The 23614-nt window shown below is 59.5% G+C and carries 25 protein-coding genes; 16 read left to right on the top strand and 9 right to left on the bottom strand.

Annotated features, from left to right (window positions below; genetic code table 11):
* Positions 1-19: 19 nt before the first annotated feature.
* From AC3EMD_RS12240 to AC3EMD_RS12225, 4 genes are all read right to left on the bottom strand, one after another.
* Entirely contained in the window at positions 20-202 is a 183-nt protein-coding gene (locus AC3EMD_RS12240) for a hypothetical protein (protein WP_063266922.1), read from the bottom strand.
* Between the two features lie 17 nt (positions 203-219).
* Positions 220-726, bottom strand: a complete 507-nt coding sequence (locus AC3EMD_RS12235) for a ferritin-like domain-containing protein (RefSeq protein WP_012968125.1) — start codon at positions 724-726, stop codon at positions 220-222.
* Between the two features lie 23 nt (positions 727-749).
* A complete protein-coding gene (locus tag AC3EMD_RS12230; RefSeq protein ID WP_008804758.1) occupies positions 750-965 on the bottom strand; it encodes a hypothetical protein in 216 nt (71 codons plus the stop codon).
* Positions 966-1168: 203 nt separating this feature from the next.
* Positions 1169-1354, bottom strand: coding sequence for a con-10 family general stress protein (locus AC3EMD_RS12225; RefSeq protein WP_008804757.1), 186 nt, complete (start codon positions 1352-1354; stop codon positions 1169-1171).
* 654 nt (positions 1355-2008) lie between these two features.
* On the opposite strand from AC3EMD_RS12225, the gene AC3EMD_RS12220 reads away from it, so the two are divergent.
* The gene (locus AC3EMD_RS12220; RefSeq protein WP_008804756.1) at positions 2009-2923 is read left to right on the top strand and encodes an SDR family oxidoreductase; all 915 of its coding nucleotides are present in this window, start codon (positions 2009-2011) and stop codon (positions 2921-2923) included.
* A 166-nt stretch (positions 2924-3089) separates the two neighbouring features.
* Entirely contained in the window at positions 3090-3335 is a 246-nt protein-coding gene (locus AC3EMD_RS12215; RefSeq protein WP_063266921.1) for a DUF2543 family protein, read from the top strand.
* A gap of 67 nt (positions 3336-3402) precedes the next feature.
* On the opposite strand, the gene AC3EMD_RS12210 is transcribed toward AC3EMD_RS12215, so the two are convergent.
* Complete coding sequence (locus tag AC3EMD_RS12210; RefSeq protein ID WP_008804754.1) at positions 3403-4296, bottom strand: LysR family transcriptional regulator; 894 nt, start codon at positions 4294-4296, stop codon at positions 3403-3405.
* A gap of 114 nt (positions 4297-4410) precedes the next feature.
* Here AC3EMD_RS12210 and AC3EMD_RS12205 point away from each other — a divergent pair, with 114 nt between their 5' ends.
* Positions 4411-5262 carry a Vmh family MBL fold metallo-hydrolase gene (locus AC3EMD_RS12205; RefSeq protein WP_012968122.1) on the top strand — a complete coding sequence of 284 codons (852 nt, stop codon included), beginning with the start codon at positions 4411-4413 and terminating at the stop codon, positions 5260-5262.
* 177 nt (positions 5263-5439) lie between these two features.
* Entirely contained in the window at positions 5440-5580 is a 141-nt protein-coding gene (gene sra / locus AC3EMD_RS12200; RefSeq protein WP_012541615.1) for a stationary-phase-induced ribosome-associated protein, read from the top strand.
* On the opposite strand, the gene AC3EMD_RS12195 is transcribed toward sra, so the two are convergent.
* Complete coding sequence (locus tag AC3EMD_RS12195; protein ID WP_046619973.1) at positions 5577-5705, bottom strand: hypothetical protein; 129 nt, start codon at positions 5703-5705, stop codon at positions 5577-5579. The genes sra and AC3EMD_RS12195 overlap by 4 nt on opposite strands.
* A gap of 55 nt (positions 5706-5760) precedes the next feature.
* Between AC3EMD_RS12195 and AC3EMD_RS12190 the strand changes: the two genes are divergently transcribed.
* From AC3EMD_RS12190 to AC3EMD_RS12180, 3 genes are all read left to right on the top strand, one after another.
* Positions 5761-7458, top strand: a complete 1698-nt coding sequence (locus AC3EMD_RS12190; RefSeq protein WP_008804752.1) for an NAD-dependent malic enzyme — start codon at positions 5761-5763, stop codon at positions 7456-7458.
* Between the two features lie 183 nt (positions 7459-7641).
* Positions 7642-8349, top strand: a complete 708-nt coding sequence (locus AC3EMD_RS12185) for a glycosyl transferase (RefSeq protein WP_302074117.1) — start codon at positions 7642-7644, stop codon at positions 8347-8349.
* A 397-nt stretch (positions 8350-8746) separates the two neighbouring features.
* Complete coding sequence (locus AC3EMD_RS12180; RefSeq protein WP_012968120.1) at positions 8747-10462, top strand: ABC-F family ATP-binding cassette domain-containing protein; 1716 nt, start codon at positions 8747-8749, stop codon at positions 10460-10462.
* A gap of 37 nt (positions 10463-10499) precedes the next feature.
* Here the strand turns inward: AC3EMD_RS12180 and AC3EMD_RS12175 are convergent, their stop codons facing one another.
* Both AC3EMD_RS12175 and AC3EMD_RS12170 read right to left on the bottom strand, forming a co-directional pair.
* Complete coding sequence (locus tag AC3EMD_RS12175) at positions 10500-11453, bottom strand: helix-turn-helix domain-containing GNAT family N-acetyltransferase (RefSeq protein ID WP_016161126.1); 954 nt, start codon at positions 11451-11453, stop codon at positions 10500-10502.
* Between the two features lie 168 nt (positions 11454-11621).
* Positions 11622-12221, bottom strand: coding sequence for an inorganic diphosphatase (locus tag AC3EMD_RS12170; RefSeq protein ID WP_022066397.1), 600 nt, complete (start codon positions 12219-12221; stop codon positions 11622-11624).
* A gap of 253 nt (positions 12222-12474) precedes the next feature.
* On the opposite strand from AC3EMD_RS12170, the gene adhP reads away from it, so the two are divergent.
* The 7 genes from adhP (at position 12475) to AC3EMD_RS12135 (ending at position 20771) form a co-directional block, all read left to right on the top strand.
* Positions 12475-13485, top strand: a complete 1011-nt coding sequence (adhP, locus tag AC3EMD_RS12165; RefSeq protein WP_002906221.1) for an alcohol dehydrogenase AdhP — start codon at positions 12475-12477, stop codon at positions 13483-13485.
* Positions 13486-13642: 157 nt separating this feature from the next.
* The gene (locus AC3EMD_RS12160; protein ID WP_016161128.1) at positions 13643-15265 is read left to right on the top strand and encodes a TIGR04028 family ABC transporter substrate-binding protein; all 1623 of its coding nucleotides are present in this window, start codon (positions 13643-13645) and stop codon (positions 15263-15265) included.
* Between the two features lie 10 nt (positions 15266-15275).
* Positions 15276-16220: an ABC transporter permease gene (locus tag AC3EMD_RS12155; protein WP_049009687.1), complete on the top strand. Its 945-nt coding sequence runs from the start codon at positions 15276-15278 to the stop codon at positions 16218-16220.
* Positions 16217-17065, top strand: a complete 849-nt coding sequence (locus AC3EMD_RS12150; RefSeq protein WP_023297686.1) for an ABC transporter permease — start codon at positions 16217-16219, stop codon at positions 17063-17065. Before AC3EMD_RS12155 ends, AC3EMD_RS12150 begins: the two co-directional genes overlap by 4 nt.
* Positions 17062-18684 (top strand): dipeptide ABC transporter ATP-binding protein, encoded by a 1623-nt coding sequence (locus tag AC3EMD_RS12145; RefSeq protein ID WP_302074116.1) that lies wholly within the window; start codon positions 17062-17064, stop codon positions 18682-18684. Before AC3EMD_RS12150 ends, AC3EMD_RS12145 begins: the two co-directional genes overlap by 4 nt.
* Positions 18684-19670: a putative FMN-dependent luciferase-like monooxygenase gene (locus AC3EMD_RS12140; protein WP_302074115.1), complete on the top strand. Its 987-nt coding sequence runs from the start codon at positions 18684-18686 to the stop codon at positions 19668-19670. The genes AC3EMD_RS12145 and AC3EMD_RS12140 overlap by 1 nt, the downstream gene beginning before the upstream one ends.
* Positions 19671-19679: 9 nt before the next feature.
* Positions 19680-20771, top strand: coding sequence for an alkylhydroperoxidase domain protein (locus AC3EMD_RS12135; protein WP_040968563.1), 1092 nt, complete (start codon positions 19680-19682; stop codon positions 20769-20771).
* 6 nt (positions 20772-20777) lie between these two features.
* Here the strand turns inward: AC3EMD_RS12135 and araJ are convergent, their stop codons facing one another.
* Positions 20778-21932 (bottom strand): MFS transporter AraJ, encoded by a 1155-nt coding sequence (gene araJ, locus AC3EMD_RS12130; RefSeq protein WP_100630545.1) that lies wholly within the window; start codon positions 21930-21932, stop codon positions 20778-20780.
* A 278-nt stretch (positions 21933-22210) separates the two neighbouring features.
* Between araJ and AC3EMD_RS12125 the strand changes: the two genes are divergently transcribed.
* Positions 22211-22648 (top strand): VOC family protein, encoded by a 438-nt coding sequence (locus tag AC3EMD_RS12125; RefSeq protein ID WP_012968112.1) that lies wholly within the window; start codon positions 22211-22213, stop codon positions 22646-22648.
* An 86-nt stretch (positions 22649-22734) separates the two neighbouring features.
* Positions 22735-23553: a polyphosphate kinase 2 gene (gene ppk2 / locus AC3EMD_RS12120; RefSeq protein WP_012541603.1), complete on the top strand. Its 819-nt coding sequence runs from the start codon at positions 22735-22737 to the stop codon at positions 23551-23553.
* Positions 23554-23614 lie beyond the last annotated feature (61 nt).

Raw genomic sequence — 23614 nt, 5'->3', positions numbered from 1 at the left:
CCGTCACTCGCCAGCAGATTCAGCGCGTTTTACGTCCGCCCCTCGCCGTCGGCCGGGGTTTGGCGACAGGCGATACGGTAGCGTGTTCCGCTGAAGGCGCCCGATTCGCCACCGCGTCCACCAGAGCCTGCTGTCTGGCGGTTAATTTCAGAGGAACCTGTTCCTCGACAGCATGGAGCGCGATCGTGTGGCGTTTAACCATAGTTTTTCTCCGGCGGCTTATTTTCCGGCCTCAACGCCAGGCAGATCGGCACGATGCAGAAATTGCCCGACGATCGTCGGCTGATGATGAAGCAGCCAGTCAGCCATGCCTCGCTCCTCCGCCAGCATCGCCTCCAGGGCGTGGATGGCATGGTGGTCGCCCACCCGTTTCGCCGCCGTCAATAAGGCGGTATAGCAGGCGACCTCGAATTGCGCAAAAACATAGGCCGTGATAATGACTTTAATAACCTCATCGCCGGGCAGCATCATCCCAATGGACTGGCCCAATGCGGCGACCCGGCTCATCGCATCCTGCAGCGCGGAGCGGGAAATATGATTACGGGCAATGATATCCTGCAGAGACGATAATTGCCGGCGGGTTTCATAGAGATGTTGTTCAAGACGCGTGCGCAGTGGCGGATAGTTCTCACTCCTTCTGATTGCGGCGATTAATATCACTTCGGCCTGTTTTTCCATCGCATGTGCATCGCGCAGCCAGTTATGGTAATTTTCAATATCCGTCATCAATACCTCTGATAACCAATCCTTTATTTGGATGTGGGATCTTCATTCTCTTCCGCCGCCTGATCCGCTCGCGCTGCGCTATATCCGGATAAATGCCCAACGATATTCGCATAGATGCTAATGAGAATGACCCACAGGACGCTGTTTTTCCACCAGATTAACGAGGGTATTGCCAGAATGACCCACATCACGGCGGCCACAAGATGGCAACGTTTAATCAATGCCGGTGTCAGTTTCATTTTTATTACCTGCTATCTTATAAATACTTAACCGTTAACCAGCATGTTGCCGATTTATTTACTCTTCGCGTATTGCCGATAAATAAATACGAGCATTCGACCAGATTTATTATTATCAGCCCATATAAACAGAAACCTGCGGACCGGCAGGCCCACAGGTTTTTTTTTCGGCGCCCTTTTTAAAGCGCCTCAGGCTTCAGTCATTAACTGTCACCGGCTTTACGACCACCGCCATGACTGTTCTTACCACCCTTTTTACCGGCTTCGGATGCACGTTCAGGATCATTTTTAAAGTTCCCGCCGCTGTGCTGTCCGCCTTTACGCCCGGCTTCGGATGCTTTTTCACGATCTTCTGCAAAGTTACCTGAACCGCCTCTATGCTCTGCCATAATTTCACCTTTTAGGTTTACTCGATCTCGGTTGGTAAATGGAAAATGACCCTGTTACAAATCATCGCCCTCGATATCTAACACTAGAGGAATGCTCGCAGGAGTCAAATTAACGCCAGGCTTTTATCCACGCAAAATGGCAAATAAAAAATAAATAACGAAGCGGCAGTAAAAATAAATACATTGTAACTCACTTATTCGCCTTAGGTTATCACCATTTTCTATCGTGAAACTTTTCCCCTCGACGCTTTTGTAAAAAAATGAAAATGATAGATGTTATTTATTTTTTTCTTCAGCCAGACACCACCGTCATAAAAATACTCACAATGAAGTAGTTCATCAACCATCCATAGGTGCAAAAAACTATTTTTTTCACAATGCACACCCCTTCGCCTTTAAAAAAGCATACCGTCATTCAGCCCGCCCGGTAAAATAGCCCCGCACCGCAAATTAAGGATGGAATAATCCTAATTTAACACCACCAATAATAACGCAGCGACATACAACGAAATTCGCCAAGGATCAGCCGGTTAAAGTCAAATAAAGCCCCTATTTTGCCTGTTAAACAAGATAGATGATCCTCTGGCGCTGCCTGGCCTGGGGTGAAGCTGGCCTATCCTTAGGTCTGGCCCGTTCTGTCTGAAGGAGATGACTATGCAAGATGAAAAACCGCCAATGAAAAAATTACCCACCTCCATGTTGCCAGAAGAGACGGCTCCCCGTCCGGAGTTCCCGGAGCAAGAACAAACCCCGCCGGGTCTGGATGCGGAGATGGAGCCGTCACCGGACCACGGAGAAACCAGCTACACCGGCACCGGGCGGCTGGCGGGTAAGAAAGCGTTAATTACCGGCGGCGACTCCGGCATTGGCCGCGCGGTGGCGATCGCCTTTGCCCGCGAAGGGGCTGATGTCGCCATAAGCTATCTGCCGGAGGAGCAAGAGGATGCCGATGAAGTCATCGCGCTGATCAAAGCCGAAGGTCGCACGGCAGTGGCCCTGCCGGGGGATATTCGCTCCGAGTCCTTCTGTCAGTCGCTGGTGGCCGACGCGGTGGAACAATTGGGAGGCCTGAGCATCCTGGTCAATAACGCCGGACGTCAGCAATACTGCGAGACGCTCGAGGAGCTCACCACCGAAGACTTTGACGCCACCTTTAAAACTAATGTCTACGCGCCGTTCTGGATCACTCGCGCGGCGCTGCCCCATCTCCAGGCCGGGAGCGCAATCATCAATACCACCTCGGTGCAGGCCTATAAACCCAGCCCAATCCTGCTCGATTATGCCCAGACCAAAGCCTGTCTGGCGATCTTTACCAAATCGCTGGCCAAGCAGGTGGCGAAACGAGGCATTCGCGTCAACGCCGTGGCGCCAGGCCCATACTGGACGGTGCTGCAATCCAGCGGCGGCCAGCCGGACGAGAAAGTGAAACAGTTCGGCAAAGACACACCGATGGGCCGCCCGGGGCAGCCGGTCGAGATCGCCCCACTGTACGTCACCCTGGCATCAGACGCCTGCTCCTATACCTCCGGTCAGGTGTGGTGTTCTGACGGCGGGGACGGCGTGGTCTAAATCCGTCGCCTCCGGGCCGATAAGCGGGCCGGCGTTATGCCGGTCCCTCCCCCAACACGATCGCCGCGCAGCCCTGCGTGGCGATTTTTCCTCTCCCGCAGCGTGTTTAGCCGGCTGCATGCTATGATATCCGCCCGCCGCTGTGCGCTGACCCTGAGGACAACTGATGAGTAATGAGATCCCCCTGAAATTTTATGACATCGTGGACGAGTACGAGACCGAAGCGGCCTCCCTGGTTAAAGAGACGGAACGCGATGCGCTGGCGCGCTATTTTCAACTGCTGATTGAGCGGCTGATGAATAACGAAGAGATCGATGAAGAGGCGCAGCAGGAGATGGCCCGCGAAGCGGCCATTGATGAACGCCGAATTGACGATATCGCCAACTTCCTTAATCAATGGGGCAACGAGTAAGTCTCATCGTCAGCTCACCGGCAGGGCCACCGCCCGCCGGTGTTGCCGCTGAATGCAACACTCATGTTCAGGCCACGGCGGCAATCTCCCCCAGACGTCGCTGCAGCGCATCCAGAAACAGCGGTAGCCCATCGGGCTGATAGTCGCGGGAAAGATAGATGCCATAGACGCTCAGCGCCTTCGGCGTCCAGTCAGGGAGCACCACCTCCAGCGCCCCGCTGGCCAACGCGCTCCGCGCCTCCAGTTCGGGGAGCATCGCAATGCCGCACCCGGCGACCGCCGCCTCCAGCAGCAGAGAAGAGATCCCCGCGCTCAGATTGCCGCTCACCGCCACCGACGCCTCCTGCCCCTGCGCATCGCTGAACTGCCAGCGCTGGCCGGCAAAGTGGCTGTATAACAGACAGTTATGCTGTTGCAGATCGTCAAGCGTCGCCAGCGGGCCATGCTGCTGGAGCCAGCGCGGTGCGGCACAGAGGAGCGAACGACACAGCCCGAGGCGGCGAGCGATCGCCCCGGGCTCGGGGTTGTCGGTAATGCGAATGGCCACGTCGATGCGCTCGCCGATCAGGCTGACCGGATGGTTATTGATATCCAGCTCCAGGCGCAACTGCGGATAGCGAGCGAGGAAGTCCGGCAGCAGCGGAGAGATCAGCTGCATTGCCGTGAAGTGCGCGCAGGCGACGCGCAGTGTGCCGCTGGGGTCGGCCCGCTGGCGCTCGCCGGCGATTTCATCGGCGATCCGCGTCAACCCGCGGGTCTTAAGCAACACTTTTTCCCCCGCCGGCGTCAGGGTCAGCCGGCGGGTGGAACGATGGATCAGCCGGGCGCCAGCCCAGTTCTCCATCTGCTCCAGATAGCGACTGACCATCGGACGCGACATCCCCAGCGCCCGCGCCGCGGCGCTGAGACTTCCCAGCTCGCAGATGCGCAGGTATACCTGAGCAGCAATCACCCTGTCCATCATGCCCCCTTCATCTGCACGATTTATGAAACTCAGCATCTCTTATTTCAGGAATTCTATCAAATAGCGAAATCCGTACAATGGAACGCATTCACCTGTTACTGAGAACACATCATGAAATTATCTGCTCTTGCTGTTGCCACCGCCCTGTTCAGCGGTTCGATCTTCGCGGCGCCTCTGACGCTGCAAACCTACAATCCGCAGGAAAAGGGCATCTTTGCCGTTAACTCCACTCTCGTTTCCGGCCCGCACGAAGCAGTGCTGTTTGACGCGCAGTTCAGCGTCAAAGACGGCGAAAAGCTGGTAGACATGATCAAGAAAAACGGCAAGCCGCTCACGCGGATTGTGATCACCTCTGGCGATCCGGATTTCTATTTTGGTCTTGAACCGCTGATGAAAGCCTTCCCGCAGGCGGAAGTGGTCGCCACGCCGGAGGTCGTCAAACATATTGAAGCCACCAAAGCGGCCAAACTGGCGTACTGGGGCCCGCAAATGAAAGATGGCGCGCCGACACAGGTGTACGTTCCGCAGGCGCTGAAGGCCAACAGCTTTACCATCGACGGCGAGAAAGTAACCATTATGCAGCCGCATGACTACGCGGCGTTCGTCTGGATCCGGGCGAACAAAACGATCCTCGGCGGCACAGGCGTGGCGTGGGGCATGCATCTCTGGACCGCCGACACCCAGACGCCGGCCAGTCGCCAGCAATGGCGCCACACGCTGGACCAGATGATCGCCCTGCACCCGCAGCGGGTGATCCCTGGTCATTACCTCGGCACCCCACCGGAGGGAGACAGCGCGGTGCGCTTCACAAAAACGTATCTCCAGCAGTTTGAGCAAGCGCTGAAGACGCATCAGGATTCGGCCGGGGTGATCAAGGCCATGGAGACGCAGTGGCCGGGCCTGGCGGAGACCAGCTCGCTGGAGTTAAGCGCCAAAGTTAATACCGGCGAGATGAAGTGGTGATCCCGGCGGCGCGTGAGGGAGACTGTTCTTAATCTGGCGCGCGAAGGTTGCTATTGCCCTGAAAATGGACCACCCTAGCTGAGGTCGCACAAAAAACGTGCGGCCGACTTTGGGTTACATTTCATCCGGTCACCACCGGGTTTGCCCTTGAAACCAGAACAGGATAAAGGAGTCAGAATGAAATCGAACCATCAGGCACGTCATCTTCTCGGTCTGAACTATAAGCTTTCCCAGCAGAAAAAAGTGGTGCTGGAAGGCGATGAAGAAACCACCCTCAACCACATCCATGCTACCGGCCGCAAACGCCGCGGTGGTTAATTTTCAGTCTGAGTGATGATAAACAACACCGTCCTGTTGCCAGGATGGTGTTTTTTTATGGCAATTGATTGCTTGTTTACCCGCTTGACGACCATCTGCTCTATACTCTGCCCGCTGCTTTCCACCCGCCCTCGCTTATCGCCGCGCCGGGACTGTGGTCATGATCAAGGAGTTAGTGCGATGCAATTTACTCATAAGAAAAACCGTTCCCTGTACATCCCTTACGCGGGTCCCGTTCTGCTTGAATTCCCCCTCCTCAACAAGGGCAGCGCCTTCAGTCTGGAAGAGCGCAGCAATTTCAACCTTCTTGGCCTGCTGCCGGAAGTGGTTGAAACCATCGAAGAGCAAGCGGAACGCGCCTGGATCCAGTATCAGGGATTCAAAACTGAAATCGACAAACACATCTACCTGCGTAACATCCAGGACACCAACGAAACCCTGTTTTATCGCCTGATCGGCAACCATCTCGAAGAGATGATGCCGGTTATCTATACCCCGACGGTGGGCGCCGCCTGCGAACGTTTCTCCGAGATTTACCGTCGCGCCCGCGGCGTCTTCATCTCTTACCAGAATCGCCATAACCTTGACGACATCCTGCAGAACGTCCCGAACCATAACGTGAAAGTGATTGTGGTCACCGATGGCGAGCGTATTCTCGGCCTCGGCGACCAGGGGATCGGCGGGATGGGGATCCCGATCGGCAAGCTGTCGCTGTACACCACCTGCGGCGGCATCAGCCCGGCTTATACCCTGCCCATCGTGCTGGATGTCGGAACAAACAACCAGCAGCTGCTCGACGATCCGCTGTATATGGGCTGGCGCCATCCGCGCATTACCGACGACGAGTATTATCAGTTCGTTGACGACGTGATCCAGGCGATTAAGGCCCGCTGGCCGGACGTCCTGCTGCAGTTTGAAGACTTTGCGCAGAAGAACGCCATGCCGCTGCTCAACCGCTATCGCAATGAAATCTGTTCATTTAATGACGATATTCAGGGCACCGCGGCGGTCACCGTCGGGACGCTGATCGCCGCCAGCCGCGGCGCCGGTAGCCAGCTCAGCGAGCAGAAAATCGTCTTCCTCGGCGCGGGTTCCGCCGGCTGCGGCATCGCCGAGCAGATTATCGCCCAGATCGTCCGCGAAGGCGTTAGCGAAGAAGAGGCCCGCCAGCGCGTGTTCATGGTTGACCGCTTCGGCCTGTTAACCGACGGCATGCCTAATCTGCTGCCGTTCCAGAACAAGCTGGTGCAGAAGCGTGAGCATCTGCAGGGCTGGGATACCACTAACGATGTGCTGTCCCTGCTGGACGTAGTGCGTAACGTGAAGCCGAACATTCTGATCGGCGTCTCGGGTCAGCCGGGGCTGTTCACGGAAGAGATTATCCGCGAGATGCACAAGCACTGCCCGCGGCCAATCGTGATGCCGCTCTCTAACCCGACCTCACGGGTGGAAGCGACGCCGCAGAATATCCTGAGCTGGACCGACGGCGAGGCGCTGGTCGCCACTGGCAGCCCGTTTGCCCCGGTCACCCTGAAAGGCAAGCAGTACGCCATCGCGCAATGCAATAACTCTTATATCTTCCCGGGCATTGGTCTGGGGGTGATTGCTTCCGGCGCGTCGCGGGTCACCGACGAGATGCTGATGGCCGCCAGTGAAACCCTGGCGAAACACTCGCCGCTGGTGAACAACGGCGAAGGTCCGGTGCTGCCGGAGCTGAAGGATATCCAGACCGTCTCACGGGCAATTGCCTTCGCGGTCGGCAAGGTGGCGCAGGAGCAAGGCGTGGCGGTGAAAACCTCCGCTGAAGCGCTGCTGCAGGCCATTAGCGATAATTTCTGGCTGCCGGAATATCGCAATTATCGCCGCACCTCGATTTAATCACGCTCACCGGGTCGACATATCGGCCCGGTTATTAATAACGTCAGAATAATATCTCCCGCCACAGAAACATCTTTTTCGCCCATATTCATTCATCGTAAAAATATAAAACGGATAGCATTTGCCGCACGCCCTCCGCTGTGCAAAATAGTTGTTTCTCACCCCCTCACAACGGAATGTGAAATGCTAAAATTAACCCCTGGCGCGAATAAAGCGAATGCGATTCTGATCCGTATTGTCTTGTTTCTTATCGGCGGTATCGCCATCATCACCGGAATGTGCCTCTTCAGCGGTGATATGTGGATGCTCACCCCGCGGGCGGAACAGTATCAGCCCGCCACCGGCGATCTGGTGGATGTCGTCATCTATGAACCGAGTAAATTTTTCTTCGCCCTGCTCTACGTGTTTATTATTACCCTGGTCTGGCTGCTGGCGGTACGTAAAATCCCCTGGCGGCCGATACAGCATCCTATATTACCGCTGATGGTACTGATTGCCGCCGGGATATTTATTTTCCTCCATCCGGAGGTTACCCCCGGACGAGATGCCAGTATTCAGTACGGTAAACACAACATTTCTTACACTGCCATTTTCTGGAGCAAAACGAATTCAGATCGACATGTCACTCAACCCTCTAAATATGAAATTTTTGTTGAAGCGAAAGATCCCCGCTGGCTTATCGACAGAAACAATCTTGGCCGCGCCTGGCGCTGTGAAGTCAAGCGGTATAGCCAGTTTTACACCCTGTCATTCAATGAGGGCTGGTTTCCGGACGCCGATCCGCAGGTCATGGCCCGCCAGTGTACTCAGGTAAGCGATCTGAATGCGCTCAGTGAAACGGCAATCATGATTGCCCGCCCGATCGCCACCGTCCCTGTGGAGGCACCGTAAATGAGCCAGCAAAAAAATGGTTCTGCAACCATGTTCTGGCAAACACATAAGCCCTCTGCGCCAACCCGGCATCGTAGACAAAGACGGCGCAGGTGAAAACTGGCGGGGACCCCCTGCCAGTTTTGTCACTGGCGTCGCTAGCCTTTCCCCACTACACTGCCAGCACCCACCCACTGACTGAATAAAAAAGGAGGCCCCCCATGCTGTATTGTGAAATGTTTATTGTTTCACATGCATTAGGCAATTGCGCCAGCTCAAGCGTTATCGGTATCGTGCTGCGATAACTATGGCTTGAGCGAAGACACTTCACGCAATCCCTTCTCTCCGGCTTACCGGGTTATCGTCAGCGAGTTTTGACGAGGCATTTGCATGCCTGTAACTCTTGAGTAAGTTGACTATGAGTACATTACTAACTGCCCATGCGCTCCACGTGGAGACTGCCTTTGGGCCGCTGTTTAACACCCTCTCCTTCACCCTGAAGAAAGGCGACCGTATCGGTCTCATCGGCCATAACGGTTGCGGCAAAAGCACCCTGTTGCAGGTGCTGGACGGCACCCTCGCGCCCACCTCGGGCAGCGTCTCACTCGCCGGTCAGTGTCTGATGGCCCGCGTTGAACAGCATCTGCCGGAGGCGCTGCGTTCGCAGTCGCTGTTGCAGGCAGTACTGGCCCCGTTACCCGCTGATGTACGGGAAGCGCAGCGCTGGCTGGCCGAACGCCTGCTGGCGCAGATGGGCTTTACCCCGGCGGTGATGGAGCAGCAAACCACTACCCTGAGCGGTGGCCAGCACACGCGCCTGCTGCTGGCGCGGGCGCTGATCCGCCAGCCTGACCTGCTGCTGTTGGATGAGCCCGGCAACCATCTCGATCTGCCGACCCTGCTGTGGCTGGAAAGCTTCCTGCAAACCTGGCAGGGGAGCTTCGTGCTGGTGTCACACGACAACACCTTACTGGATGCTGTAACTAATGCCAGCTGGATCCTCCGCGACCAGACGCTGCACAGCTTCGCCTTGCCCTGCAGCGCTGCCCGTCAGGCACTGCAGGAGCAGGATGAAAGTGCCGCGCTGCGCCATAAGGCCGAGCAAAAGGAGATCGACCGGGTCAGCGCCAGCGCCCGGCGCCTGGCCACCTGGGGTCGCGTCTATGACAACGAAGACCTCGCCCGCAAAGCCAAACAGATGGAGAAGCAGGTCGCCCGCCTGAAAGACGAGCAAACCGAGCTCAGCGTCGGCCCGCCGTGGCGTCTGTCATTGCAGGGGGACGCCCTGCCGGCTGACCGCCTGCTGGAGATGGACACCCTGCCCGTCGCGCCCGCGCCGGGCCTGCCATCCCTCTTCACCACCGGCGTGGCGCGCCTGCGCAGTGGCGATCGCGTGGCCATCATGGGACGCAACGGCGGCGGTAAATCGTCCCTGCTGCGCCTGCTGTGGCAGCAGATGAACGACGCATCGCCACTCCCGGGGCTGCGCCTGCATCCCCGGCTGCACCCCGGCTACTATGACCAGACGCTGGAGCAGTTACCGGACGATGCCAGCCTGCTCGACGCGCTGACGCCGTTCGCCCCGTCGGCCGACACCCGTAAACGGGCGCTGATCGCCGCCGGGTTTGGCTGGGCGAGACATAGCCAGAAGGTCAGCACCCTCAGCGGCGGCGAGCGGTCGCGGCTACTGTTTGTTGGCCTCTCACTGGCGCGCTACAGTCTGCTGCTGCTGGATGAACCCACCAACCATCTTGATATGGAGGGTAAAGCGGCGCTGGCGCAGACCCTGCGCGATTACCCCGGCGGCGTGCTGCTGGTCAGTCATGACCGCCAGCTGATTAGCGAAAGCTGTAACCGCTTCTGGCTGATCGACAACGCCGGGTTAACGGAATGGCACAGCCTGGAGGAGGTCTATGCCCGTCTGCAGGCCGTGGCGCCCGCCCCGGACAGTCGACTCGCTTTGCAGAGTACGCCCGCCGGGGCTGACGATGATGAGGAGGCGCTGCTGGCGCGGCTGATTGACCTGGAGCAATGGCTGGCTGACGACATGGCCCGCAAGCCAAAACATCAAAAGCCGTCACTGCAGGCGCAGTGGCGAGAGGAGATTAACCGCCTGCTTAACCAGCTGGCGTAATCTCCATGTTCCCCCCACCGGCTAAGGCGTCACGCCCTTAGCCGGTGTTTCCGGACCGGGTAAATTGCTGCTCGGTCATTACCTTTCCCCACTGCTCTCCCTGCCATTCGCGGGTTAACGTGAAGCCAAAGGATTCATACAGTTTGCGGGCCGCGTCCAGCCCTTTAAAGGTCCACAGCTGCACCGCGCTAAACTGGCGACTATCGCAGAAAGTCATCGCCTCGCTGAGCAGACGCCTGCCGATGCCGCTTCCCCGGCAGCTGTCGTCGAGAATAAACCAGCGCAGATGCGCCTCCTGCTGGCCGAGGTCCTCGCCATCGATAGCCAGCGAGCCGACGATTTTCCCTTCGCGGATCGCCAGCCAGATCTGGTTGGCCGGGGAGGAAAGCCGGGTGGCAAATTCCGCTACGCCGCTGGCGACCTTGCCTTCAAAAAAAGCGCCAAAGTCATGATGACGGGCGTAATACTCCCCGTGCATCTGGGCAATCCGGCCGATCATCCCCGGCTGATAGCCGGTCATCAGCGAAATTTGCGGAGCCGTATCCGCGAGCGCGCTATCCCGACACTGCGCCAGCGCCCGGGCATAGGCCGCCAGTCCAGTGGCGACAGTGTGCTGCTGCGTCTCATCCAGATGGTCTAACGCCTCCACCACCTGGCGGGTACCCCAGGCGTTAATTTTCGCCACCGTATCGTGCCCCTTTGCCGTCAGGGCGAGTGATTTCGCGCGCGCATCCTCCGCGCAAGGACGCTCCTCCAGCTCACCGGCCGCCAGCAGACGAGAGACCATCCGGCTGACGCTTGATTTTTCCAGTCCCAGCAACGTGACCAGCTGCGCGGCCGTCATCTCCCCCCTCATCGATACCTCAAGCAGGGTGTGCACCGCCGAAGGTGAATAATGGGTGGCGGCCAGCGTGGTGCTCATAAAGCCCAGCTCGCGTACCATTAACCGCGAGGCGGTACGAATCTGTTGGATTAAGGGGGTGTCAGGCATGGCAGCGGGTCCGAAACATGAAATGGTTGTACAATACAACCATCATCTTCATCCTGCGTCAAGATGCAATATGGTGAGATAAGCGTTGCCGTGTGACCTGTGATTTCGCCGCCACAGGGGGGCGTGAGAGCGAATACCGCGGGCGCCGGACAGCGCCCGCGATGAATATTATTGCGGGTTCTGCGCTTTCCAGGCCTCCCAGGCCGATTTGATCTCCTGCTTCGCAGCGGCGGCATCGTTAAAACCGGCCAGCTCAACCTTTTTACGCCCCTCCGGCAGTTCTTTATAGACCCGGAAGAAGGCCTCCAGCCGCTGCTGCTCGATTTTCGGCAGATCGGTGATGGTCTTGATGTCGTCATAGGTTGGGTCAATTTTACTGGCCGGCACGGCGATGATTTTGTCGTCTTTCTCACCGCCGTCTATCATCTTAAGGACACCGATCGGCCGCAGCTTAATCAGTGTACCCGGCGTCATCGGCGCGCGAGTGTAAAACACCACGTCCAGCGGGTCCCCATCTCCGGCCAGCGACTGGGTCAGCGAGCCGTAGTTCGCCGGGTAAGCCACCGGCATCGACTGAAAGCGGTCGGCGATGATAAACCCCGTTTTGGCGTCGGTTTCATACTTAATAATGCCCCCTGCCGGGATCTCGGTGACGGCGTAAAATTCTTCCGGGTTGTTTTCCGGCTGGGGGAATTCCAGTACGTTCTGCGCCTGCGCGGCGGCGGACAGAAACAGACCGGCAGTGAGGATGGTTTTTACCAGATGCATTGTTGTATCACTCTGTTGTTATAAGAAATTGATGCGCAAAACGATAGAGTTGGGTGATGAAGAAAACATGACCATTCAGTGACGCTATTATTACCTACCAAAATTAGAGGTATTGCCTGAATTTTGTGCTACCGCTGTAGCAAAAAACCACATCCTGTACTAAAGCGCCTTGTATTTTTCTCCATCGCGTCTAATCCTTATTGGGTACTATTGCATTAATAAAATTAAACAATCCCCTCACAAGGAGACAGGCATGAAGGCTGCTGTTGTTACCCACGACCATCAGGTTAACGTCACGGAAAAAACGCTGCGCCCGCTGGAATACGGTGAAGCGTTGTTGAAAATGGAATGCTGCGGCGTGTGTCATACGGACCTGCACGTGAAAAACGGCGATTTTGGCGATAAAACCGGCGTCATTCTCGGCCATGAAGGGATCGGGGTGGTGCAAAAAGTCGGACCGGGCGTCACCTCCCTGAAGCCAGGCGATCGCGCCAGCGTAGCGTGGTTCTTCGAAGGCTGCGGCCACTGCGATTACTGTAACAGCGGCAATGAGACGCTGTGCCGCTCGGTGAAAAACGCCGGCTATACCGTCGACGGCGGCATGGCGGAAGAGTGCATCGTCACCGCCAACTACGCGGTAAAAGTCCCGGACGGCCTCGACTCCGCCGCCGCCAGCAGTATCACCTGCGCGGGCGTCACTACCTACAAAGCGGTCAAGGTCTCTCACATCAAACCGGGTCAGTGGATCGCTATCTACGGTCTCGGCGGGCTGGGCAACCTGGCGCTGCAGTATGCGAAGAATGTCTTTAACGCCAAAGTGATCGCTATTGACGTCAATGACGGGCAGCTGGAGCTGGCGGCCTCAATGGGCGCCGATCTGACCATCAACTCCCGTAATGAAGATGCGGCGAAAGTGATTCAGGAAAAAACCGGCGGCGCGCATGCTGCCGTAGTGACCGCGGTGGCCAAAGCGGCCTTTAACTCGGCGGTAGATGCCGTTCGTGCCGGTGGCCGCGTGGTCGCGGTGGGCCTGCCGCCGGAGGCGATGAGCCTCGATATTCCACGTCTGGTGCTCGACGGCATCGAGGTAGTCGGTTCGCTGGTCGGTACTCGTCAGGATCTGGTGGAAGCCTTCCAGTTTGCCGCCGAAGGCAAAGTGGTGCCGAAAGTCACCCTGCGCCCGCTGGAAGATATCAACGCCATCTTTAAAGAGATGGAGCAGGGTCAGATCCGCGGCCGTATGGTTATCGATCTGCGCAGCTAATCACCAACGCCTCTCCCGCCCGGGAGAGGCGCTTGCCCCACGCTTCCCACTCGCGAAGTAAATCCAATTTCCGCAAATGCTTAGCGCAATTCCTTGGTTCCTTTGTTTTTAGCCGCGCCCGATGATGGCAACACAATAGATAACAAAGGAATTCACCATGCATCGTCATTTTCGCCTGCCCGCGCTGGCCGCCCTGTTTCTCTCCGGCGCCTTTTCCGTCTGGGCCGCCGACACGCCGGTTAAAGGCGGCACCTTAATTTATCTGGAGCAGCAACCGCACACCAATCTCTATCCGCCCGCCGGCGGCTTTTATCCGAATGGCGGTATTCTCAATCAGATAACCGACAAGCTCACCTGGCAGAACCCGAAAACGCTGGAGATTGAGCCGTGGATTGCCGAGAGCTGGACCAGCAATGCCGATAAAACCGAGTACACTTTCCACCTGCGCAAAGGGGTCACCTTCTCGGACGGCACGCCGCTTGACGCCGCCGCCGTGGCTAAAAACTTCGACACCTATGGTCTGGGAGATAAAGCCCATCGCCTGCCCGTCTCGGAGGTCATCAATAACTACCAGCGCAGCGAAGTGATCGACCCGCTGACGGTGAAATTTTACTTCAACAAACCGTCGCCGGGCTTCCTGCAGGGAACCGCCACCATCGGCTCCGGTCTGGTATCACTCAGCACCCTGCAGCGCAATTTTGAAGAGCTGGGCGATGCCCGGCATATTATCGGCTCCGGGCCCTTTGTGGTGCAGGATGAAAAGCCAGGCCGCGAGCTGACGCTGGTGGCGCGCAAGGATTATCAGTGGGGGCCGAAAAACAGTGCCCAGCAGGGGCCCGCTAACCTCGACGGGATCACCTATATTGTGACTCCGGAAGACAGTGTGCGCATCGGCGCGCTGCTGGCGGGCCAGGCGGGCTTTATTCGCCAGGTGCAGGCCTACGATGAAAAGCAGGCGACCGATCAGGGATTTAAGGTCTACGCCGCCCCTACCCGCGGGGTCAACGACAGCCTGAGCTTCCGCCCGGATAACCCACTGGTCGCCGATCTGCGGGTGCGCCAGGCCCTGCTCCATGCCACCAACGCCAAACAGGTGGTGGAGACGCTATTCTCCGCTAACTACCCGCAAGCGACCTCCGTACTGGCCAGCTCCGCCGCCGGCTATGTCAATCTGAGCGATAAACTGACCTTCGACCAGGCCAAAGCCCGACAGTTGCTGGACGACGCCGGCTGGAAGCCCGACGCCGACGGTATTCGCAGTAAAGACGGCCAGCGGCTGGCGCTGACGGTCTATGAGTCGCTGCCGCAGCCGCAGAATAAGGAAGTGCTGCAGCTGATCGCCCAGCAGTGGCGCCAGGTAGGTGTGGCGTTGACCGTCAAAGCCGGGGATGCCGGTAGCCGTACGCTGGACAATCTTGACCCGCAGAAAACCCCGCTCACCGTCTCAGAAGTGGGCCGCGCCGACCCGGATGTGGTGAAAAGTATGTTCTTCCCCAACAACCGCGATGCGCTGCTGCAGAAAGGCGGCTCCAGCGATAAAGTGCAGCATTTCCGCGATGATAAGCTCAATGACCTGCTGACCGGCATCTCCGCGGCGGTAGAGCCGCAGCAGCGCTTGCAGTTAACCGGTGACGCCCAGCGCTATCTGATCGATAACGCCTATGTGATCCCCATTTTCGAAGAGCCGCAGGTATTCGCCGGCGCGCCGTGGGTCAAAGGCGTCAGCTTCGAGGCCGTCGGTCGTCCGTCGTTCTACGGCGCGTGGCTGGACAAGCACTAAGAGGCCGGGTATGAGCGCTTATCTTCTGCGACGGTTCGGCCAGGGGCTGCTGGTCCTGTGGGCGGCATTTACCCTCACTTTTTTCCTGCTGCAGGTGCTGCCGGGAGATGCGGTGCTGATCAAGTTTCAGAATCCGGATCTTGGCCTGAGCCCGGCGCAAATCGCCGACATGCGACTGGCCTACGGCGCCGATAGCCCGCTGTGGCGCCAGTACCTGCACACGCTGCTGGCGATGCTGCACGGCGACTTCGGCTATTCTCTGCAGGCGGGGCTGGCGGTCAGTAGTCTGATTGCCAGCAACCTGCCGGATACCTTAAGCCTCGCGCTGCCGGCCTTTCTGCTGGCCGTGGCGCTGGCGTTCGCCCTCGCCTTCGCCTCGCGTCTGCCGGGGCTGCGCTGGCTGAGTAACCTCCTGCAGTCGCTGCCGGTGCTGTTTATCTCTCTGCCGACTTTTTGGCTGGGTATCGCCCTGATCCAGCTCTTCTCGTTTCAGCTGCGCTGGATCCCGGTGATCAACCCCGGCCCACTGGAAGGGCTGATTTTACCGGTTATCGCCGTCGCGCTGCCCATTTCGGCCCCGCTGGCGCAGATCCTGATGCGCAGCATGGATCAGGTGGCGGTTCAGCCCTTCGTCGCGGTCGCCCGCGCCAAGGGAATGAGCGAGACCGGCGTCCTCTGGCACCATGTGATGGGTAATGCCCTGCTGCCGGCGCTGAATATTGCCGGGCTGCTGCTGGGTGAGCTGATTGCCGGGGCGCTGATCACTGAGACCGTCTTCGGCCGCAGCGGCCTCGGCCAACTGACCCAGCAGGCGGTCAATAACCAGGATATCGCCGTGCTGCAGGCAGTGGTGATGATCTCCGCCCTCGGTTTCGTCCTGATAAACCTGCTTGTCGACCTGGTCATGCCGCGACTGGATCCCCGACTCCATTTACAGGCCGGAGGTGCGAAATGAGCCTGGTCGATTATGCCATCGCGGTTCGCCGCCGCCCGGAATGGCGCAGGGTGCGTCTGCAGCCTGGCCTGTGGCTGGCGTGGGCGGTGATGATCACTGCGCTGTTAATGGCCCTCGCCCCGCAGTGGTTTACCTCCGCTAACCCGCTGGAAGGGATCCCCGGCGCTCAGCGCCTGGCGCCGCAAGCGCACTACTGGCTGGGTACCGACCAGCTGGGGCGCGACCTGTGGACGCGGGTGGTTTACGGCGCGGTACATTCCCTGTCGGCGGCGCTGATCGCCGTCGCCATCGGCCTGGTGGTAGGTACCGCCCTTGGTACGCTCGCCGGGGCGCTGACCGGACGTGTTGAATCCACGATCATGCGCCTGGTCGATGTCCTGCTGGCCATCCCCTCCCTGCTGCTGCAGCTCACGGTAATTATTCTGCTTGGTTTCGGCACGGTGAATGCGGCGGTGGCGGTTGGCGTGGCGGCTATCGCCAGCTTCGCACGCCTGGCGCGGGCGGAGGTCGTGCGCGTGCGCCACAGCGATTACGTCGAGGCGGCCCGGGGCAGCGGCGGCACCTTTTTCGCCGTCTTCTGGCGCCATATTCTGCCCAACTCGCTCACTGCGGTGCTTGCTTTCGCGACGCTGCAGTTCGGACAGGCGATGTTGGCCCTGGCCACCCTCAGCTTCCTCGGCTACGGCACCCCGCCGCCGGTCCCGGAGTGGGGATTATTGATCGCCGAAGGTCGCAACTACCTGTCGACCGCCTGGTGGCTGACCACCTTCCCCGGCCTCGCCGTGGTCGCCGTGGTCCTTGCCGCCAATCGTCTTAGCCGCCAGTGGAGTGGAGTACGCCCATGAACGTTCTGTCCGTTGAAGATCTGCGCATCAGCTACCGCTCGCGGGGCGAATGGCGCGAGGTGGTGCACAACGTGAGTTTTTCCATCCAGCGTGGCGAAATGCTGGCCTTCGTCGGAGAATCCGGCTCGGGGAAAACCACCACCGCGCAGGCCATAATCGGCCTGCTGGCGGATAATGCCCGCCGGGATGCCGGGCAGATTATCCTCAATGGCGAAGTGATTAGCGACTGGTCGGCAAAACGCCTTAACCGCCTGCGCGGAGTGAGCATCAGCCTGGTCCCGCAGGATCCCGGTAATTCGCTCAATCCGGTAAAAACCATTGGCCAGCAGGTGGAAGAGATCCTGCGGCTGCATCAGTCCCTCTCCGCCGCTGAGCGCCGACAGCAGGTCCTTAACCTGCTCACTAAAGTCGGTCTCAGCCACCCGGAACAGCGTTTTGACCAGTATCCGCATCAGCTGTCTGGTGGGATGAAACAGCGGGTGCTGATCGCCATCGCCATCGCCATTGCCCTGCAGCCGGATCTGATTATTGCCGACGAGCCCACCAGCGCTCTCGACGTCACGGTGCAGAAGCGCATTCTCGACCTGCTCGATATCCTGCGTCGCGAGTCGGGTACCGCCGTGCTGTTTGTCACCCACGATCTGGCGCTGGCCGCAGAACGCGCCGACCGGATCATGGTGTTTCGTCAGGGAGAGATTCAGGAACAGGGCGCCACCGAGACGATTGTCCAGCGTCCGCAACACCCTTACACCCGCCAGCTGCTCCACGACCTGCAGGATGCGCCGTTGGGGCTGACGGCGGCTCGTCACCGACCGCTGGCCACGCCGGCCATTCGCGTGGAGGGGATCAGTAAACGTTTCTCGCTGGGCAAACAGGCGCTGCAGGCGCTCGACAGCGTCAGTTTTGAGGTCAGACGCGGCACCACCCATGCGCTGGTGGGCGAATCCGGCTCCGGGAAAACTACCCTGGCGCGGATCCTGCTGGGCTTTGAGCGCGCCGATGCCGGACAGGTGACCATCGACGGTATCGACGCCGGGCATCTCAGCCGCGAGGCGCAGCGTCAGCTGCGGCGGAAAATCCAGTTTGTCTACCAGAACCCCTTCGCCTCGCTCGACCCGCGCCAGACGCTGTTTGCGATTATCGAAGAGCCGTTAAAGAACTTTGAGCGCCTCAGCGCGTCGGCGCGTCGCCTGCGCGTGGAGACCGTCGCCGCGCGGGTGGCGCTGGCCCCGGAGCTGCTGTCGCGTACGCCGCGGGAGCTCTCCGGCGGCCAGCGGCAGCGGGTGGCGATTGCCCGGGCGCTGATCCTCGAGCCGGCGATACTGGTCCTTGACGAAGCGACCTCGGCGCTCGACGTCACCGTTCAGGCGCAGATCCTCGCCCTGCTGCAGCAGTTACAGCAGCAGCTGGGTCTGAGCTACCTGTTCATTACCCACGATCTGGCGACGGTCAGGCGGATTGCCGACAGCGTCACGGTACTGCGCGCCGGCCAGGTGGTGGAGCATGGCGACGTTGACCGCCTGTTCGCCACTCCGCAGCAGGCCTACACTCGCGAACTGATCGCCGCCATTCCCCAGGTTTCACCCCGCTTAGCACAGGCCCACACGGAGAACGCATAATGCCTAAACGCCTCGGCTTTTTTACCCGTCTGCTCGATCAGGGCTCCGCGCAAACGCGCTACCGGCTGGCGGCCGAACAGATCCGCCACGCGGAGCGTTTGGGCTTCGACAGCGCATGGATTGCCCAGCACCATTTTCATGAACAGGAAGGCGGCCTGCCATCGCCGCTGGTGTTTCTCGCCCACGTGGCGGCACAGACCGACCGGATCCGTCTCGGCACGGCGATTATCACTCTGCCGATGGAAAATCCGCTGCGCGTCGCCGAAGACGCGGCGGTACTGGATTTACTCACCGACGGGCGTCTGGAGGTGGGGTTTGGCTCCGGCGGCACGCCAACGTCGTTTCTGCCCTTCGGCCTGACCAGCGAGCAGCGCGGGGCGGTGTTTGCCGACCATCTGCACCTGATCCATAGCGCCTGGCGCGGCGACACGCTGAGCCACCCGGGCAACCGTCTCTATCCGCCCGCACCGCAGTTGGCGGAGCGTATCTGGATCGCCACCTTCTCGGCGGAGGGCGCCATCCGCTCCGGTCAGGCGGGACACGGCCTGATGCTGTCGCGCACCCAGCCACGGCCCCCCGGCGAGCCACGTCTGCCGCTGGACGCCATTCAGAACCCGATCATCGACGCCTACCTGGCGGCGCTGCCGGACGGCGTTGCACCGCGGATCCTCGCCTCGCGCACCGCCTTCGTCGCCGACAGTCACGCCCACGCCCTGCAGATCGCCGAGCCCGGTCTGCGCAAGCAGGCGACACAGCACCGGGCGGCGGGTCATACGATAGAAGGTGACAGTGTCACCGACTATCTACAACAACTGGATGCCCACGTCGGCGATCCTGAGCATGTTATTGCCTCCCTGGCGCAGGACAGCGTGCTGGCCCGCGCCACCGATATTTCGTTTCAGGTGCACTCGGTGGAGCCTTCGCACCGGGATACGCTGCGTTCCATTGAGCTGATCGCTCAGCATATTGCCCCCCACATCAGATAAGGAGTCACCATGACGCTGAGTCAGGATATTCTGGCCGAACTGGCGGAGATTGCCCCCGGTTCCCCGCTCGACCAGGCGCGCGCCGTACGCGATGCCGCCACCCGTCACGCCCAGGGAAGTTATGAAGTGCTGTTCCGCCAGCAGGACGCTGACTTTCCTCTTGATGAACGCTTCGCGGTGGCCGCGAAGGTGGCGAAACTGCACCAGGCGGACGCGCTGGCGGCGCACTATGCCGGTTTCGGGCTCGCCGATCCAACCACCGATCGTCTGGTCCCGGCGCTGGCCTTTGCCCGCCTGCTCACCTTCACCCCCGTCGAAGCCACCCCCGGCGCGCTGCACACCTTAACCGGCGCGGGCTGGAGCCTGCGGGGCATCGTCACTCTGGCGCAACTGGTGGCCTTTGTCAGCTTCCAGAGCCGACTGCTGCTGGGCCTGCGGGCGCTGAACCATAAGCCCATTGTCAGCGCCGATACGCCGCTGGTCGCCGGATACTGGCATACCACACCGCACACCCAGAGCGGCAAAGCGGCCCCGGTTCGCTTCACCCGCGACGAGCTGCACTGGGAACCCTGGCTGGCCGATAAACCGCTGGCGGAATTCAGCGCTGAAGAACAGGCGATTCTGGCCAAATATGGCCATAGCGACTCCCCCTACTTTCGCCTGCTGGCGCGCAATCAGCCGGTGCTGGAGCAGCGGACCCTGACCGATAAAGGCATTTTCTATACCCCCGGGGGATTGCCGCGCGCCGAACGCGAGCTGGCCGCCACGGTGACCAGCAAAATCAACGGCTGTATCTACTGCGCCTCGGTGCATGCCCGTAAAGCGGCGCAACTGGCGAAGGACGAGACCGCTGTCGACACGCTGCTGGCGGTGACGCCGGGGGAGAATTTGAGTGACGGCCAGTCGCCGCGCTGGCAGGCGGAAATCGACGCCGCCGCTGCGCTGTCGGTGACGCCGCCGGGGCTGAATGCCCGCCATCTGGCGGCGCTTGATGAGCAGGGTTTAGATACCCTGGCCCAGCTGGATCTGCTGCAGTCGGCGGCCTTTTTCGCCTGGGCCAACCGGCTGATGCTGACCCTTGGCGAACCCTGGCGTGAGTAAGCGTCGTTAGCAAGCTTGTCGGCGCTGATGGCAGCCATAGATGAGCAAGGCGCTCATCGCCAGAAACGACAGCGTGGCGGCAGGAAGCGCCACGCTGTTCCAGCCAAAGCCCTGGGCAATCATCATCCCGCCGCAGAAGGCGCCGATGGCGCTGCCGAGGTTGAAGGCAATCTGCCCTCCTGCCGCCCCCAGCATCTCGCCGCCTTTGGCGTTCTGCAGCAGCAGGATCTGCAGCGGCGCCGACAGGGCGAATAGTCCCGCGCAGCAGATAAACGCCAGAGTCAGCGAAGCGACTTTATGCTCACCGAAGGCAAAGATCAGCAGCAGCGTCACGGCAATGACCCCGTCGGTCATGGCCGCAATGCGCAGCGGGCTGAAGCGCCCGGAAATTTTGCCGCTGAACAGATTGCCGACCACCATTCCCAGCCCCGCCAGCATCATAATCAGCATCATCCTGCTTTCGGCAAAGCCGGAGACGTTGATCATAAAGGGCTTGATATAGCTGAACCAGGCAAACACGCCGGCATTGCCAAACATGGTGGCGGCAAAAATCAGCCACGGCGCCGGGGAGGCCAGAAAACGGAACTGCTCGCGCAGTCGGGTGCTGGTGCGATCATAGAGGGTGGGCACCCAGCAGAAAATAGTCATCAACACGGCGACATTAAACACGGCGATAAGGGCAAAGGTATAGCGCCAGTTGAAGTGATGCCCAAGCCAGGTGCCGCCGGGGACCCCCACCAGGTTAGCCACCGTCATCCCGCCGATCATCCCCGCCACCGCGGCGGTCACCTTCCCCGGCGGCGCGATTTTCGACAGGATAATCGCGCCGACGCCAAAGAACGCCCCGTGAGGAAAACCGGAAACCAGGCGGCCAAGCGCCAGCATGGCGTAGCTACTGGAGAGGGTAAACAGGGTATTGCCGAGAATACACAGGGCAGCGAGAAACAGCATCACCGATTTCAACGAAAACCGGCTGGAGAGCAGCGCCATGATCGGCGCACCGATCACCACACCGAAGGCATACCAGGCAATCATATTGCCGGCGGCGGGGATCGACATCCCGACATCGTGCGCCATATCCGGCAGCACGCCCATAATGCCAAATTCCGCCATGCCGAGTCCGAAGGTGCCCAGCGCCAGTGAAAAAATCGTTTTTTTCATACATCTTATAGGGGTATTGAGAGACGGCCGGCATTATTGACCATCCCGCCCCGACACACCAGCTAAAAACGCCCGACGGCAGTTTCCTCCATACAACGGCCTGATTCGTTCATGCTCGCCGCCCGCACGGCCGGCCATCATCGAGCCGGCGACGGCGTGGCTTAGCAATGACCCTCCCCTATTAAAATCAGTGGGCTCAAAGCGATAAACGCCCAATTGATCTCAACTTAACTTGAGGTTGTAAAGTCTTCCCATCATTCACCTCTGGAGAATCATCGATGCAAACTGTTGATGTCGGTTTTACCCATGTCGCCTTTACCGTCCGCTGTCTGGCCAGCAGCATTGATTTTTATACCCGCTATACCGCGATGACCGTCATTCACCAGCGCGAGCCCGGCTTGCCCTCGGCGCGTAAGGTGGCGTGGCTCAGCGATCGCACCCGGCCCTTCGCTCTGGTGCTGGTACAGAGTGACGATCCGGCCGACACACCGCTGGGCCCGTTCGGCCATCTCGGTGTCGCCTGCGCCACCCAGGCGGAGATCGACGAGAAGGTCGCTCAGGCGCGGCGGGAAGGCGTTTTGCGGCGGGAACCGGAACAGCTGGGCGATCCGGTGGGATACTTCGCCTTCTTTGCCGACCCGGACGGTAACACCCTGGAGCTGTCATGGGGGCAGCGGGTAGGGCTGGAAGTCATTGCGGCGGGGAACGCCAGCTAGCCCGTCCCCTGCACGAATATTTTCCACCGCCTCGCCGGCGAAGGATTACACTTCAAAGGGATACCTCGGCAACACGGAGCATGGCGATGGGTAATAAGAAAAACGGTAATCCGGTCGACGCGGCGGTGAAGACCGCCCCGCTCGACAATAAAGCGTATGAGAAGGCGTTGCGCAAACTCCATGTTGAGCTGGTGAAACTGCAGCGCTGGGTGGTGCATAAAGGGCTGAAGGTGTGCATCGTCTTTGAAGGCCGGGACGGCGCCGGCAAAGGCGGCACCATTAAGGCGATCACCGAGCGCGTCAGCCCGCGTATCTTCCGGGTCGTCGCCTTGCCCTCACCCACCGAGCGTGAGAAAAGCCAGCTCTATTTTCAGCGCTATATCAAGCACCTTCCGGCGGCTGGCGAGATTGTGATTTTCGATCGCAGCTGGTACAACCGCGCCGGCGTCGAACGGGTGATGGGCTTTTGCACCCCGGAGGAGGTGCAGAAGTTTCTCGACGGCGCGCCGATGGTGGAGCGCGGCATGGTCGAATCGGGCATTATTCTGCTCAAGTACTGGCTGGAGGTCTCACCGCAGGAGCAGGAGCGCCGCCTGCGGGATCGCATCGACGATGGTCGTAAAATCTGGAAGCTCTCGCCGATGGACATTAAGTCTTTCAACCGCTGGGATGAATATACCGCCGCCCGCGACGCCATGTTCGCCGCCACCGATACCGCCTGGGCGCCGTGGTTCGTCGCCCGCTCGGAGGATAAAAAGCGCGTACGTCTGAATATCATCACCCATCTGCTGTCGCAGATCCCCTATGAAGCTCTACCGGTAGAGCATGTGACGCTGCCGAAGCGCAAAATTGGCAAAATGAAACAGACCAATTTCCCCTTCCGCTTTATTCCCGAGAAGTTCTGATTATTCTTCGCCGCGCTGGTTAATACCAGCGCCAGGTTTATTACCACAACCATGAATATTT

This window comes from Klebsiella sp. PK18 (assembly GCF_057784655.1).
The sequence above is the reverse complement of the archived record's forward strand: the minus strand, read 5'-3'. Positions and strand labels throughout refer to the sequence as shown.